11 protein-coding genes are annotated in these 15,016 nt (G+C 36.1%); 6 read left to right on the top strand and 5 right to left on the bottom strand.

Translation table 11 applies throughout. The features are described from left to right. Positions 1–39 precede the first annotated feature (39 nt). The gene (gene porU / locus K319_RS0116195) at positions 40–4,014 is read right to left on the bottom strand and encodes a type IX secretion system sortase PorU (RefSeq protein WP_027384552.1); all 3,975 of its coding nucleotides are present in this window, start codon (positions 4,012–4,014) and stop codon (positions 40–42) included. 160 nt (positions 4,015–4,174) lie between these two features. Here porU and gldJ point away from each other — a divergent pair, with 160 nt between their 5' ends. Next, entirely contained in the window at positions 4,175–5,785 is a 1,611-nt protein-coding gene (gldJ, locus tag K319_RS0116190; protein WP_027384551.1) for a gliding motility lipoprotein GldJ, read from the top strand. A gap of 82 nt (positions 5,786–5,867) precedes the next feature. Further along, complete coding sequence (locus K319_RS0116185) at positions 5,868–7,139, top strand: UDP-N-acetylmuramoyl-tripeptide--D-alanyl-D-alanine ligase (protein ID WP_027384550.1); 1,272 nt, start codon at positions 5,868–5,870, stop codon at positions 7,137–7,139. A 15-nt stretch (positions 7,140–7,154) separates the two neighbouring features. On the opposite strand, the gene K319_RS0116180 is transcribed toward K319_RS0116185, so the two are convergent. Then, on the bottom strand, positions 7,155–7,766 hold the full coding sequence (locus K319_RS0116180; RefSeq protein WP_027384549.1) for an NUDIX hydrolase: 612 nt from the start codon (positions 7,764–7,766) through the stop codon (positions 7,155–7,157). A gap of 36 nt (positions 7,767–7,802) precedes the next feature. Between K319_RS0116180 and K319_RS0116175 the strand changes: the two genes are divergently transcribed. After that, positions 7,803–8,189 carry a hypothetical protein gene (locus K319_RS0116175; RefSeq protein WP_027384548.1) on the top strand — a complete coding sequence of 129 codons (387 nt, stop codon included), beginning with the start codon at positions 7,803–7,805 and terminating at the stop codon, positions 8,187–8,189. A gap of 110 nt (positions 8,190–8,299) precedes the next feature. On the opposite strand, the gene K319_RS0116170 is transcribed toward K319_RS0116175, so the two are convergent. The 3 genes from K319_RS0116170 to K319_RS0116160 all read right to left on the bottom strand — a co-directional run bounded on the left by K319_RS0116170 (position 8,300) and on the right by K319_RS0116160 (position 11,266). Then, positions 8,300–9,355 (bottom strand): anhydro-N-acetylmuramic acid kinase, encoded by a 1,056-nt coding sequence (locus K319_RS0116170; protein ID WP_027384547.1) that lies wholly within the window; start codon positions 9,353–9,355, stop codon positions 8,300–8,302. Beyond that, positions 9,356–9,892: an LPS export ABC transporter periplasmic protein LptC gene (lptC, locus tag K319_RS0116165; protein WP_235696124.1), complete on the bottom strand. Its 537-nt coding sequence runs from the start codon at positions 9,890–9,892 to the stop codon at positions 9,356–9,358. A 93-nt stretch (positions 9,893–9,985) separates the two neighbouring features. Beyond that, positions 9,986–11,266, bottom strand: coding sequence for a membrane protein (locus K319_RS0116160; RefSeq protein ID WP_027384545.1), 1,281 nt, complete (start codon positions 11,264–11,266; stop codon positions 9,986–9,988). 298 nt (positions 11,267–11,564) lie between these two features. On the opposite strand from K319_RS0116160, the gene K319_RS0116155 reads away from it, so the two are divergent. The 3 genes from K319_RS0116155 to K319_RS0116145 all read left to right on the top strand — a co-directional run bounded on the left by K319_RS0116155 (position 11,565) and on the right by K319_RS0116145 (position 14,960). Continuing rightward, positions 11,565–12,671 (top strand): DNA polymerase III subunit, encoded by a 1,107-nt coding sequence (locus K319_RS0116155; RefSeq protein ID WP_027384544.1) that lies wholly within the window; start codon positions 11,565–11,567, stop codon positions 12,669–12,671. Between the two features lie 328 nt (positions 12,672–12,999). After that, positions 13,000–13,632 carry a TetR/AcrR family transcriptional regulator gene (locus tag K319_RS0116150; protein ID WP_027384543.1) on the top strand — a complete coding sequence of 211 codons (633 nt, stop codon included), beginning with the start codon at positions 13,000–13,002 and terminating at the stop codon, positions 13,630–13,632. Between the two features lie 29 nt (positions 13,633–13,661). Then, positions 13,662–14,960 carry a TolC family protein gene (locus K319_RS0116145; protein WP_027384542.1) on the top strand — a complete coding sequence of 433 codons (1,299 nt, stop codon included), beginning with the start codon at positions 13,662–13,664 and terminating at the stop codon, positions 14,958–14,960. Positions 14,961–15,016: the final 56 nt, after the last annotated feature.

Below are 15,016 nucleotides of genomic sequence, written 5' to 3'. Positions count from 1 at the left end.
TGCTCTTTTAAGGTAAAATTTACCGATATATTATGTTTTTTATTTTAATAACACCATTTTTTCTACAGCTGTTGCACTTCCGGAACATTTTTCCTGATTCTGGCTGCGTGCAAATATCTTAAAAATATATGTACCTTTTGCAACAGTATCACCAAAATCATCTTTTCCGTCCCATTCTATTGCTTGTCTTGGTGTTCTGAAGCCTTGTAAAAATGGTTCTGCCGAGATACTTGTGGACAAGGTCCTCACTACTTTTCCTGTAATTGTATAGATCTGGACATTCACATCTAATATGTCATCACAGTTATGTTCGAACTGGACATAAGTTTTATTAGTAAAAGGATTTGGCCAGTTAAGTAGTCTGTTCACAACTAATTTTTGGTTGGCCTCGTCTTTTACTACAAAGTTTAACGTAGAGGTTGTGGAATTATTGTTGATGTCCCAAACTTTAAAAGTCAATTGATGTTCGCCGGGAGTCAAACTTTTTAATGGGAAGGTTACTGATCCTTTTTGATAATCCTGCAGGTCCTCGTATTTGCATCCATTATTATCACCTGAAACAAAATAGTCATTGATAGCGGTAGTATTTACCACATCGCCGTCTAGGATAAATGTGATGTCATGTCCAATCCCCGCACCTGTAGAATTGATTCCCATATTATCTCTAACACAGGCAAGTAACATAGGATTTTGATCTGTTATACCTCCATTGGCAAAATTAATATTGTTCATATAAAGATTGACCATAGGTGCTTCAGAGTCATTGATGCCATCTGGGTTTATGCCGCCTACGGTTTGAGTTTGATTGTTAAATACATCGTATGCATTTGCTTTCTTATCTTCGAAGTTTTCGGCATATACAAGAATTCTGCCGCTTCCCAATTCGTAATTGATATCTTTTGGTACATAGAATTCTACTGAAAAATTGCCATCATTGACTTGGCCGGAAGCTTTTACGATAGCACTTGGCTCTTCGGTAAATTTCATTACCATTGGAGCCGCGCCGGGATCTATATTGTCATTGTTCAGTGTGCTTTTTTCAATTTTTTTATCAAAGATATTGACTACAACACGTCCTTTAAAAGTATTGTCTAATGTCCCATTAGCTTTTAAGACACGTCCTTTGACTTTAACAAAGTCTAATGCCCTTATTTGGTTTGGGACAGGGGTTTCTATTTCATCTATTTGAAGCAGTCTCTTTGGCCTGCTCAGTTTCATGGCCGGATCACCTAAAAAATTAACTCTAAGACTGTTGACGTCAGATCCGTATCCGGAAGTGGTGAAAAAGGCTCTTTTCGCAGCAAGATGCGCATCTCCAATAGTAGCGAAATCGTCAGTCGTAGGGTTTATTTTGAACAAATTATTTATGAAAAGTGGAGTGATCTTCCTCCCATAATCTACGGAAATTGCACGACTAGAAGTAATTAGTGTCGCTGCACCGCCGGTAGTATGTTTTATCATTTGTTCACCTACAGAATTAGTAGTGGGTTCATCCCAGAGTGTAAACTCACATGTTATGGTGGAGACAAGGGGAAATCTACTGTAGACAGAAGAGAAATTATTAAAGCCCTGGACTTCTGTAGAGGTCAGCACTCTTTCTTGCGCCCATCCATTGATACCACCATGACCAAAGTAAAATAAAAATAGACTGTTGCCAATATCATTTGTAATGGCTTGATTCACTTGCGGGTATCTCTGTCCACCTGCACTTGTTACGGCCGGGAAAGCGTCTAGATAAAGTTTTTTGATATTGTATTCTGGTTTATTAGTAGCTGTGAAGTTCTGAGTTATAGCATAATCAATAAGATAATGGAATGGGCCTGGTATGCCTGCTGGTGTACCGGCACCTTCATAATCATCATCAGCTACGTAATCCATTTTCATTCGCCATTCTCCAAAAGGATTGGTCTGGCCAGGCAGGTCATTGTAATAGGCAAGTGTCTTATCTATCATGACCTTGGCCTCTTGCACATTGTCTGCGGGTAGCCTCCCAATAGGAAGGTCGGGTAAGAATTGACTAATATTGAACGTTGAGTTGGGGGAGACTGTTTGTTTACTGGTCAATACAAAATAGTCGTCCGTCACATAGGAATTTTTTACATCTGCACTGCTTTCACTTTGGTAGCTAGGTATTACGTCTGTATTATTCGGGATACGGTTTTTGTAGTCGTATGATGTGTCTCCTATCAGAAGAACATACTTTAATGGGTGTGCGGGCGTGTTCAATTTGGTAATGAAATCTCTAATGGCCGTAATGTCTTTTCCACCACTACTGAACTCATTATATATTTTATTTACGTCTACAATTTGAACGTTATATGCGTTTTTTGATTGATGATGATTGGCTAATCTCTGTGCCTGGCTAAAATATGCAGGCTGGGTAATAATAAGATAGTCAACATTGGTAAGAGCGGACAGGTCCTGATTCTCTATCCTTCCAACAAAGCTAGGTTCGAAAGCAGCAGAGTTTTTAAATGCAGTAAACTCATTGTTGAAATTCAGGCTACTTGCCAGATATCCAAAATTAAAGGTTGAGTTTTGTGAATTCCTGTTAGTTACTTTTTTCGGAGTTGTAACGTCGGAAACATCCCATATCTGTTCTATGTTAGACGCGTTGGCTACGGAAAAGCCATACAAGCTATTGCTTCCTTCTACAATTCCAAAATCTCTAAAATTCATTTGAGAATCATTGTAACTTAGATCCTCTTTATATTGTACCTCTGCATAATCAAAATAAAAAACACCATTTGGATTTGCACTTGTGTTTGGAGTGTATCTGAATTTAATACTATTCCCGGTTTGGTTGGTCAATGTTCCAAAATGTTTCTCAGTATCAAAATTATTATCTGTCCCTACTACAGACAGCTCAGTCGAATTTCCGTTTACATCAATGTTTATCCTTGCCAATTGAGCATTAAAACCGATAGTCTGTGTCCTGAAGAGTATAGCATCAGTAGCTCTCATTGGACTTCTTGTAGTAAATGTAATTTCTCGGCTTCCGGATATGGCATCACCGGTCCAAATTCTACCTAATTTTACAAGATTGAATTTTTCTTCGTTGATGTACTGATAATCATCATATCTTGTGATCAAGGTACTTGGAAGTGCGCTGTCAACTGTCTGAACCCTTTTGCCCGGGCCAAGGTCAAAGTTTATAAAATAATATGAATAGTCGTCATAGATATTCACGAAATTATTTGATGGATCTGATCTATATTCCCTTCTTTTAAATCCTTTACCATTATTTGTATTGAATAAATTATATCCGTTTGGTCCTTGTGCGTAAAATAATGCATAATCATTATCGTTCCACACGCCATCTTCTTCTCCCACTACTTGTATAGCATCTTCTTGCAAAGCATCGTATCGTCCATCCTGATTATACTCCGGCAATGCCAATCCTCCATTTCCGTAAATTCTGAAATTCTTAGGATTGATGCTATTGGGATTGATACCATTTTGTTGTAAAAATTGTTTGGTGATTTTGAAGATACCGCTTTTATTTACTTTTATTTTATAAAAAGTACCTGATTTTAAAGGGTTTTCAGTTGTTCCATACTTTAAATCGCCGATTTTATCCGTTTCAGTAATTTTCTTATTGGTTTGGGTAATATTGAAGGAAACCAATTTATATATCTTATTGTTTTCAGATTTTATAGTTTCTATAAGAATATTGGCATTCTCAGAATTCTCAGAATTATTGAAAAAATAGGCTATACTGACCTTTGGAGATGAGGAAACCGAATGTATGTTTAAGTCACCTTTGTCCTTTGCGGGCAACTCCTGCCACTGTAGTTGATCTATATTGATTTGGTTACTGGTCTTAAAATTTAAACCGGCAAAGACGGTATTGTTCTCTACCTGATGATTGTAATTGGTGAAAAAAGGATAGTTTAATTTTTCCGACTCCCCGCGGTCTATCTGTTTAAGCCCTTCCCAATTGAGAACTATTTTTTGAGCGAACCCGGAAATAGAAAGAAAACACAGAATGACAATATAGAATTTGAATTTCATCAATGATATTTTATTTAAGATTACAAAATAAACGATTTTTTTAAAAAAATGGTATATAATAAAATTAATTTAATTGCGTTTTATCAAAAAAAGGCAAACAATATTTGATTAATTAAAGAATTTATTTTTTCTTTGTACTTTGAAAATTTCTATATCAATTATGAAAAAAACCAAACTGTTTTCAATAGTTACTTTAAGCGCCACAATTTTACTGGTAAGCTGTGGGGGAGGAGGCAACTCCAAGAATGCAAAGCCTGGCGGAAGCGGATTTGTAAGCAAAACCGGTTGGAAACCCAATGATAAAAATGGTTGGGCTTTTTCAGGAAGAGAACAAAAAGCAAAGGCATTGCCCGGGATGGTCTATGTAGAAGGAGGAACCTTTACAATGGGATTAGTGGCTGACAATGTAATGCATGATTGGAATAATACGCCAAGAAGAATGCAGGTTAGCTCTTTCTATTTGGGAGATACAGAAATTACCAATTATGAATATAGATCATATGTCACTTGGCTAAGATTGGTATTCCCTTCATCAGACCCTAATTTTAAAAATATCCAAGTTGGTGCTCTACCAGACACTTTGGTTTGGAATAATAAGCTTTCTCGTAACGATTATGCTGAAACTTACTTCCGCTCTCCGGAATATGACTACTATCCTGTTGTAGGTGTCTCTTGGTTGCAGGCTACAAAATATTGTGACTGGCTTACAGACAGAGCCAATGAAAAAGCTTTGATGAATCAAGGTGTCATAGCCAAAGATCTTTACAGTGCTGATAAAGGTTCAACGGCTGGAGCTACATTCAATATGGACAAATTCAAATCTGGTGACCCTGAATTGGATTCTTACATAGATAAGCAAAAACTTCAGAAGAGAACGGGTATCAAAACTACTAATGAGAAGATTATCGCTGCTAACAAAGGTGCAACATCTGGTCTTGTAGAAAAATTCAGACTTCCAACAGAAGTAGAATGGGAATTCGCGGCATTAGGTCTTCAAAAACAAAGAGAATATAACAATTATCTAGGTAAAAATACAGAGATTTCTAACCTGAAAGGTAAGAAAGGAAGAAACAGAGGTATGTACCTGGAAAACTTTAAGATCGGTAGAGGTGACTACTCCGGTGTTGCCGGTTGGAAGAATGACGGTGCGCCTACAACTGCTGATGTAAAACAATATCCATCCAATGATCTTGGACTTTATGGTATGTACGGTAACGTTGCAGAATGGGTAGCGGATATCTACAGACCAATGATAGATGAAGAATTTAGTGACTTTAATTACTATAGAGGGAACGTAGTAACACAGCCTGTAAGAAATGAGGACGGAACATACAAGAAAATAGATAATGCGAGTATCAAATATGACACTCTTGCCGATGGCCGTGTGATCTATAGAGGATTACCAGGTGAGTTTGAAAGAAAAACCCTTGAGGATAACAGCAATTATAGAGATGGAGATTACCAGTCTTCACTTGACGCTGGAGGAACACCACCTAGTGATAGCGCAGAGTTTAATATGTACAATTCTGTTAAACCAAAATTCATTGTCAATAAAGATGGAAGTGTAGTTCTTGAAAAAGATAAAGCTAAAGTTACTTCACAAATATCAGATTATGTCAGAGTGGTGAAAGGTGGTTCTTGGTTAGATTCAGCTTATTGGTTGGATCCGGGACAAAGAAGATTCAAAAATCAAACAAAAGGTTACGGCTGGATTGGTTTCCGTGTAGCACAAGATGCTAAGAATAGCAAAAAAGGACGTACAAAAAGATAATTGATATAATATCAGATAAAAAACAGCAGAATTTTCTGCTGTTTTTTGTTTTTATATAGATGCAATTTAATATTTTTGAACCATGAATATCAGCGAATTTTATCCAATATTTTTACAGAGCAGGAATGTTGTAATAGATAGCAGAAAAGTTGAAAAAGAAAGCATATTCTTTGCTTTTTCCGGTGAAAGCTACAATGCTGCAGAAAAGGCCATGGATGCAATAAATAAAGGTGCTTTGGCAGTAATAGTTGAAGATGAAAAGTATGTTGATATCTCAAATAATATATTCTATGTACCTTCTACTCTGATGTTTTTACAGCAACTGGCTATATTTCATAGAGATCAATTAGATATTCCATTCATCGGACTTACGGGAAGTAACGGAAAGACAACTACCAAAGAATTGATCAGCAGTGTACTTGCAGAAAAATTCAAGGTCCAATATACATTTGGAAATCTTAATAATCATATTGGTGTTCCTTTGACAATCCTTTCAGTAAGAGACGGGCATGAGATTGCGGTTATAGAAATGGGGGCTAATCACCAGAAGGAAATCGGATTCCTGTGTACGATAGCAAAACCTAATTTAGGTTATATTACCAATTTTGGGAAAGCACACCTCGAAGGTTTTGGAGGTTTTGAAGGTGTGATCAAGGGCAAATCTGAACTTTATGATTATCTAAAACAACACCAGCAGACAATCCTTGTTAATGAGAATGATAAGATCCAGTATGAGAAGACTGAGAATTATTCACCAAAAATAACCTTTGGCGTCTCAGGATCAGACTATTTCTTCGAACCGATATATAAAGACCATTTTGTTGGAATCAATTATCAGGGAACAGAGATGTTCTCAAACCTTACAGGAAGTTACAATTATGATAATTTATCAGCAGCAGTTGCATTAGGTCTACATTTTGGTCTTGATATTCCTCAGATAAAGAAAGCAATAGAAAATTATATACCCTCCAACATGCGCTCCCAGATCCAGAAAAAGGGAGATAAGACTTTGGTCCTGGATACTTACAATGCAAATCCAAGCAGTATGCAAGTGTCTTTGGAGAACTTCAAAACATTTGAAGGAAGCAAGCTGATTATTATTGGAGATATGTTGGAGTTGGGAGAAGAGAGCCTAAAAGAACATCAGAGTATTTTAGAATTTGCCAAAACTTGTGGCTTTGATGAAATGATAACCGTTGGACCCAATTTCAAATCGGTTTACAACTCAGATCGTGCATTTGAAAATACAACACAACTCATTGAGTGGTTAAGATCCAATCCGGTTAAAAAACAGAATGTCTTGTTAAAAGCTTCTCGCGGAATAGCACTCGAAAAAATAATCGATTATATATAAAATAAAAATTCTCACCTATTGAGAATTTTTATTTTTTAAGTTGTTAAGGATCAATTTGATATTCTGGAAAGTCGAAGGCAAAATTATGTTTTCAATTTCTTCCCCGGTTTTCCAACCCACTTCATTGATGCCTTCTTCTATCTGGGGTTTAGGCGTTTCATTTCCATTATAGAACATTTCGAACCAGTAAGTGGTCTTCAAAACTTTTTGTCCGTCTCTTTCGGTATAGACATGGTAAGTCGGATTGATAAAGTCTTTCAGCTCAAGGTCGAAGATCCCACATTCTTCCTCTACTTCTCTTACGGCAGCAAGTTCTCGGGATTCGCCAGCCTCTATTTTACCCTTTGGTAGATCCCATTTTCCCAATCGGTGAATGAAAAGTATCTTGTTTTCCGGATTTAGGACAATTCCTCCAGCAGCTTCAATGTTTTTGAAAAATTGTTTGAAATCTGTCCATAGTTTATCAATATCAGAATGATAAATATTCAGGCCTTGTGATGGTGTGTTTTCTAATAGGTCAATAGCGAAATCAAAACTATGCGCCCCATCATAATTCAGTATTTTAGGGCTGTTTTGAGGCTCAGAACTCAAAATTAATTTTTTCTCATTGATAAAAACTTTATACATTTGTAGGGCTATTAATATTAATACAAAAATATAAAAATGAATTTAGAAGGACGAAAAATTATAGTAAATAAATCTTCATCAGAATTGGCCGGGATGCTGAAAAATCCTCAGGATTACAAAGACCTGATGCCGGAAGGTCTCCAGAGTTTTGAAGCCAGAGAAGATGGTTTCAAGTTCGGGCTGAAGGGGATGCCGGAAATTGCTTTAAAAATAGATAATGTTTCTAATGAGCAGGTTGTATTGAAATCAGCAAGCTCAAGCCTGGATTTCGCTTTGACTGGTTCTATGAATCCTTTAAATGAAAATCAAACCGAGGTTCAGCTATTATTTGAAGGGAAATTCAATCCGTTCATCAAAATGATGGTGGAAAAACCGTTACAGAATTTTATCAACTCTTTGACAGACAAGATCGAGAAGTTGTAAGATTTAATTTATAAATTAAACAAAACCCTTTCAGAATCCGATACTCTGAAAGGGTTTTGCTTTTATTTAAAATTTTATTAATTATTAGAGAATAATGGATTTTTATAGAATTAGCAAATCAATCCTGAACAATGGTCATGGATACTTCCGGTTGCGGATGACAAAACATTGCTGATATTTTGTAATTTCAAAATACCCATAAAAGCAAAGATCAGGGCTTCTTTATATTCAATGATCTCTTTTTCAGGAATATGGATCTCAGTTCTGGTCTTAGCTTTTATTTTTTCTATAAGAAAAGAGTTATAAGCGCCACCGCCGGTTATCAGTACATTTTTAATCATGAATTCATTACAGATCTTCGCAATTTGGATTGCCGAATGTTCAGTGAAAGTTGCCAAAAGATCTTCTGATCTCTGACTTTGAATTAAAAAAGAAATGTTTTCATTGATCCATTCAATTCCTAAAGATTTTGGAGCTATTTTGGAATAAAATTCTAATCCATTGAGCTTGTCTAAAAGAATTTCATCAGCTTTTCCTGTTCTTGCCAAATCTCCATTCTTGTCAAATTTTTTTCCCAATTTAGAAGCCAGATCGTTCAGTATAATATTGACAGGACAAATATCGAAAGCGATCCTTTTTCCATCTCGTTTCAGAGAAATGTTGGAAAATCCGCCCAAATTGAGACAAGCATCGAACTTTGAAAATAATAATTCATCACCAATAGGAACCAACGGTGCACCATTTCCTCCAAAAATCACATCTTGGCTTCGGAAATCATAAATAACAGTTTTATTGATCTTGGATTTGATAGCTCTGCCGTCACCAATCTGTAAAGTGAATTTTTTCTGTGGCTGATGGAAAACAGTATGGCCATGAGATGCTACTAGATCAAGATCTGCAATCTTGTTTTTTGAAATGAATTCTTGCGTTTTTTCTCCCAAATAGAATCCATAATTAACATTCAGTTTCAGAAGTTCTTCGCTGGAAAGATGGTTGGCATATCTCAGAGATTTTTCCCAGTCGGAAGAGTAGGAGATTGTTTCAGAATTCAAAATCTCAAAATTCCAATTGGATTCTTGTTTTACAAATTTTGTATAGCAAATGTCCAGTCCATCAAGACTTGTTCCAGACATTAGACCAATTGCATAGAAAATTTGTGTTTCCATTTACTTGCTGGTTGCGGGTAAATTAGCAGAACTGAAACTCCCGGAATTGTTATAAAATGTATATTCTGAAAAGTCATCTTTTGCAACCATGCCGTGTGCACCAACGAGAATGTTACCTTCTTTATCCGAAACAAATACAGTGTCTTTGGTGTACATCTTATGTTTATTTTGATCCCAATTGATGGTTTCTGTCACAAACGTTTGTCCTTCTGTCGTGATGATCTTCACTCGGCCTTTTGCAAAATAGAAATTTTTCTTGATATTATTTTTGGCATATTTTGCCCAGATCTTACCGGGAACCTTCGGATTTTTCTTATCAAAGAATTCCAGATAAATACCTTTGCGGGCTTCTATATAAGGAGAGTCTATCAGTTCATATTGCTCTATAAGTGGTGCTTTGAATTTTACTTTTACGATCCCGGAATCTTTTTGAATGATAGTTCCGTTATGAATAACGGTGGAAGCAAAATTGGTGTTTTTTTTCTGATTATTCACCTTGGCAATATCTTCTTCGCAGGACTGAATAAGAAAAAACATCAGCAACAAAATAAGTTGTGATGTTTTTGTATTAAATATTTTGAAACAATGACTACTCATAAAATTATCAATGTTCAAATCAAATTTCCGTTATTAATTATAAAGGCGTTTAGCAAACCACTTATCCGCGAAATTGATTCCAACTCTCAAATTTATGAAATTTTGTCGAATTAAATTATTATCCAATGTTCCCCTTTTCCCAAGCTCTATCCCAAGGTCGATGCTGTTCATACGATTAATGGTACTTTTCTGGAATGGAAGTGTAACACCTGCAGTAATAGCATATTTATTGATGTTAGTGCCATTCAACTGTAGATTTCCTTTTTCATAATAGGCTCCGTATCGGTAAATTACTCTTGCGAAGTAAGAACGGAAGTTATTATAGTTCGGCAAATACCAGCCTCCGACAGAATATCTGTAAGAATCCTGGTAGAAGAACGGAACGCCAAGGAAGTTGATGTTTTCTCCTTTCTTATAGTCAACTTGTGTACCTAAGAACCATTTTGCTTCTTTTCCATACCCTAAACCAAGAGATGCTTCCTGAGGCAGGAATTTCTTATCATAATTCACCTGTTCCTCGATGATGGTTTCATAGGCTTTGGTTTCACCAATAAGATAATAATAGGTACTGTTAGTATAGGTGTTTTTTAGTTTTCCACTGTTTCCGATAGTATAAGTTGCACCGACGGTCAGTTTATGGTTGTTTTCCAATTTTTTCTGGTAAGTAGTACCAAAAGTAAAATTGAATGCACTGACTCTGTAACTATTGGAGTATCCGCTGATTAGTTCGGCCCCCGTGAAGGCTACTTCTTCTATATCATAGATCTTCCCAAAATAATAATTAGATCTGAGACCTACTGCAAACTCCGGGTTTATCTGATAAGAAAGAGCCGCCTGCACTGTATTGACAGAGCCTTCACCGTGGAAGTTATGAACTTCCTGAACTCCATTGCTGTTACTCAGTTGGTTCGATGTCACAATATCATAGCTCTTGGAACTATAAGGTTGGAATCCCATCCCGAATTTTATTTTTCTGGAAATTGGGAAAGCTATCGTAATATTTGACAGATATGTCGAATGTTTGTCGGTTTTTATATTATTAAAGTCAGATCTGTAATAATTATTCTCGTTCGTTCCCTCTACTTTCAGGGTTGTAAGTTCCAGATTGGTATTTGCGGCCGGATTTCGGAAATTAAAATTATTATTAAAATCCCAAATGTAAGCCGTAGAAATCCCTCCCATAGAACTGATATCGACTGTGTTATCATATTTTACATCTCCAATTCCGTATGCTCCGTATGGCGAATTGCCGATACTCTGAGCGTTCAGGAAATATCCTGCCACCAATGATGATAAAACAAAAATTCTCTTCATCCTTTAAAATTTCAATGCGCAAATATCTTAATTAATAATGAATTGCAAAAATATATTTGGGTTAAAGTTTGTTAAGTAGTTTCGATAGATTGTTGTTATTTTCCGATAATTTAGATTGATTGTTAGATTACTTGATTTTTTGACAGATAATGATAAAAACTTCTGTCATCCGATATCCGACTTCTGTTGAAAATATTATCTTTGCTTTTATGAAATCGCCAGTTGCAAATTTGTTAAAGTTGACTAATTCTAATTGAGGCGATTACATATGACCTTTAAAAAAAATTGAAAAATACGTATGAAATGGGAACAGATCGTTGGTCAGCAATCAATCAAAAATCTTTTACGGGATAGTATTCAGGATTCCAGAGTTGGACACGCCCAGCTTTTTGTAGGAGAGGAAGGCTTCGGTGTCTTGCCTTTGGCTTTGGCGATGGCCCAGGAGATCTTTGAAAAAGAGAATCCGGCTTCTGTTCATAAAGTTGAGAATCTCAATCATCTCGATCTGCATTTCAGTTTTCCTGTTTTTTCTGAGAAGAATGTTTCTTTGAGCAAACGTTTTTTTGATAATTTCAGAGAGATGGTTCTTGAAAATCCATATTCATCTTTTGATGATTGGACAAGCTTTCTGGAATCTGAGAACAAACAGTTCTTCATTTCAGCAGATGAAGCGGAAGATATAGGACAGAGGTTCAACCTGAAAAGTTTTGAAGGCGGAAGTAAAATCCTCATTGTCTGGAGAGCCGACAAAATGAATGACTCAGCAGCCAACAAAATCCTGAAATTCCTGGAAGAACCACCGAAAAATACATTCATTATCCTTTGTGCTCCAAGTACCAATGATATTTTGCCCACCATATTATCAAGATGCCAGATCGTTAATGTTCCAAGGATCAGTGATGATGATATTTTAAAGAATCTTCAAAATCACGAATCAGCAAAAGAAATTGCTTATCAGGCGCAAGGCGATTGGAATCTTGCCCAATCATTATCTGAAAACAGTGAAGGAGCTTCGGAATTCGAAACCTTATTTATACAATGGGTTCGAAATGCCTTTCAAGCGAAGAAAAAGCCCGAAGTTCTCCGTGAAATTGTAAAATGGGCGCGTCAAATTTCCGAATGGAATCGTGAAAAGCAAATGAAATTCCTTAATTATTGTATTGAGATTTTTCGTTTGGCAATGCTTCAGAATTATGGAAATGATAATTTGGTTTATAAAAAACTTAGTGAAGGGAATTTCAACTGGAACTCATTTTCCAAATTCATTCATGGGGCAAACATCGTTTCTATTGTCGAAGAGATCACGGATGCTTCTTATCATATTTCGAGAAATGCCAATTCCAAGATCGTCCTTACAGATATGGGAATCAAGTTGACGCGTTATATCCATAAATCAGCTTCTTGAGTTTTGTTATTACGAATAAAAGCCAAGTGATCTTTTTAAGAAATTTGTTAAATTTTGGATAAGTGTCGCTCCTACGGAGCTCCGCATGCTTTTAATTATAAAATCTAGAAACATTCAGCTCCTCCGGAGCTGCTTACGAAATGATCAAACTGCTTGTCGTACTGAAATTTAATCATTTTCCTTAGTTTCAAACCTTATAACCTTTTGTCAGATATTCTTTTGCGGATTATAGACAAACTCAATATATCCTTAATAAAAAATTAATCAAACAAATGTTTGATTGAATGTGTTTTTTGATTTAACTTTGCATCGTCAAAAAAAATCAATTATGGCAACAAAGGAAGAACATATTATGATGGTTGCGGAGAAGCTCTTCGCTGCCAATGGTTATAATGGGACTTCTGTAAGAGATATTGCAACGAAAGCGAAAGTTAATGTTTCGATGATTTCCTATTATTTCGGGTCAAAGGAAAATCTTTTGGAAGAGCTTTTCAAATGGAGGATGGAGGAAGGACTTAACTTCGCCAAAAATACTTTGGAAAATAATGAATTGAGTGAAATCGAAAAAATCGAAGGTTTCATTGATAATTTTGTAAACAGAGTTCAGAGGTTGAGAGATTTCTTTTTACTGGTTCACACACAACAGGTTATTGCTCAGAACAAGAATATTCAGAATTTTTTGAAAGATTATAAAATCAATTACATAGAGATCAATCAAAAGATCATAGAACAAGGACTGGAAAAGGGAATTTTTACAATAAGACCTTCTTATCATCTTTTGCAGTGTACCATTTCCGGAACGATATTCAACGCGATGCACGGAATGAAACTGTACAAAGAATATCTGAAAAAACACAATCCCAATTTCGACGAAAAACATTACGAAAGTCAATATTTCGAAGAAGTCAGAAGTCATGTGAAGTCCATTGTAAGAGCAATGGTCGGCTACAAGGAACAATAAGATTACTCAAACCTTAACAATAAATAACAGTGAATAAATTTTTAACCGCAGCAATAATTGTCGGGGCTTTCTATTCGGTTTCCGCACAGGAAAAAAGATTATTAAGTCTGGAAGAAGCTGTGAAACTAGGAATACAAAACAGCAAAAGTTTAAAGATAGACCAAGCCAAAATAGAAGAATCCACGGCCGATCTTTTGGATGCCAAAAACAAGCAATTACCAGAATTAAAGGTTTCAGGAAGCTATTTATATTTACCTTTTGAGCCGAACGTTGATTTTAAAATTCCAGGCGTGGCAGGTGGCGGACCTAAGGTGAGCAACGTATTGTACGGCTCTGCAAATCTTTCGGTTCCAATCTATTCAGGAGGTAGAATCAAATATGGGATCAAATCGGCAGAATATCTTGTAGAAGCTTCAAAACTAAGTACGGAAAATGATAAAAATGCAATTGCATACAACATTTCCCAAGCTTATAATAATCTTTTCAAAGCATCTGAAGTAGTGAAATTGTTGAAGGAGAATCTGGCTTCATCACAGAAAAGAGACCAATCCTTCATCAAACTGGAAAACAATGGCGTGATTGCTAAAAATGACAGACTGAAAGCTCAGCTTCAGACTTCAAATATAGAATTGCAACTAATGGAAGCTGAGAATAATTACAGCATTGCCAATATCAATATGGATTTGCTTCTAGGACTTCCTGACAACACGGAAATCGAGGTTGATCCTAACTACATAGGAGCAGACGACCTTGGGAAACCGGATGATTATTACCTGAATCTGGCAAGAGAGAACAGAAAAGATATCCAGGCTTTGGATTATCAAAGGAAAGCTGCAGCGCTTGGAACTAAGGCTGCCAAGGCGGAAAATCTTCCTTCTTTGGCTTTTACAGGCGGTTATGTTGCAGCAGATATTCCGAAGCTTTTGACAATTACGAACGCTGTGAATGTCGGAGTCGGGATTTCTTACAACCTGTCCAATATCTGGAAAAAGAATTCGAGTCTGATGCAATCAAAAGCTAAAGAGCAGGAATTACTTGCTAATAACGAATTGTTAAATGACAATATAACTCTGGAAGTGAAACGTGATTATCAGAATGATCTGTATGCTCACAAGAAGATCGATGTTTATCAGAAAACGTTGGAACAGGCAGAAGAAAATTACAGGATCACACTTAATAAATATAATAACGGTCTGGAAACCATTACCAACCTTCTGGATGCTGACACCGCAAAAATTACAGCCAACGTGAATGTCATCACTTCAAAAGCGGACGCAGCTCTGGCTCACAAAAAATTATTGCAAACAACAGGAACAATTAATCAATGATAATCGATTAATGATAATTGATAACAAAGAACTTTAAACTTAGAACAAAAAACTTT

Origin of the sequence: Epilithonimonas caeni DSM 17710, from assembly GCF_000426465.1 — a bacterium.
Taxonomy (GTDB): Bacteria; Bacteroidota; Bacteroidia; order Flavobacteriales; family Weeksellaceae; genus Epilithonimonas; species Epilithonimonas caeni.
The sequence above is the reverse complement of the archived record's forward strand: the minus strand, read 5'-3'. Positions and strand labels throughout refer to the sequence as shown.

Excerpts from the sequence above, each read along its gene's own strand:
- K319_RS0116170 (WP_027384547.1), bottom strand. The coding sequence starts at position 9,355 with ATGGAAACACAAATTTTCTATGCAATTGGTCTAATGTCTGGAACAAGT.
- K319_RS0116155 (WP_027384544.1), top strand. The coding sequence starts at position 11,565 with ATGAAATGGGAACAGATCGTTGGTCAGCAATCAATCAAAAATCTTTTA.
- porU (WP_027384552.1), bottom strand. The coding sequence starts at position 4,014 with ATGAAATTCAAATTCTATATTGTCATTCTGTGTTTTCTTTCTATTTCC.
- K319_RS0116175 (WP_027384548.1), top strand. The coding sequence starts at position 7,803 with ATGAATTTAGAAGGACGAAAAATTATAGTAAATAAATCTTCATCAGAA.
- K319_RS0116180 (WP_027384549.1), bottom strand. The coding sequence starts at position 7,766 with ATGTATAAAGTTTTTATCAATGAGAAAAAATTAATTTTGAGTTCTGAG.
- gldJ (WP_027384551.1), top strand. The coding sequence starts at position 4,175 with ATGAAAAAAACCAAACTGTTTTCAATAGTTACTTTAAGCGCCACAATT.
- lptC (WP_235696124.1), bottom strand. The coding sequence starts at position 9,892 with ATGTTTTTTCTTATTCAGTCCTGCGAAGAAGATATTGCCAAGGTGAAT.
- K319_RS0116185 (WP_027384550.1), top strand. The coding sequence starts at position 5,868 with ATGAATATCAGCGAATTTTATCCAATATTTTTACAGAGCAGGAATGTT.
- K319_RS0116150 (WP_027384543.1), top strand. The coding sequence starts at position 13,000 with ATGGCAACAAAGGAAGAACATATTATGATGGTTGCGGAGAAGCTCTTC.
- K319_RS0116160 (WP_027384545.1), bottom strand. The coding sequence starts at position 11,266 with ATGAAGAGAATTTTTGTTTTATCATCATTGGTGGCAGGATATTTCCTG.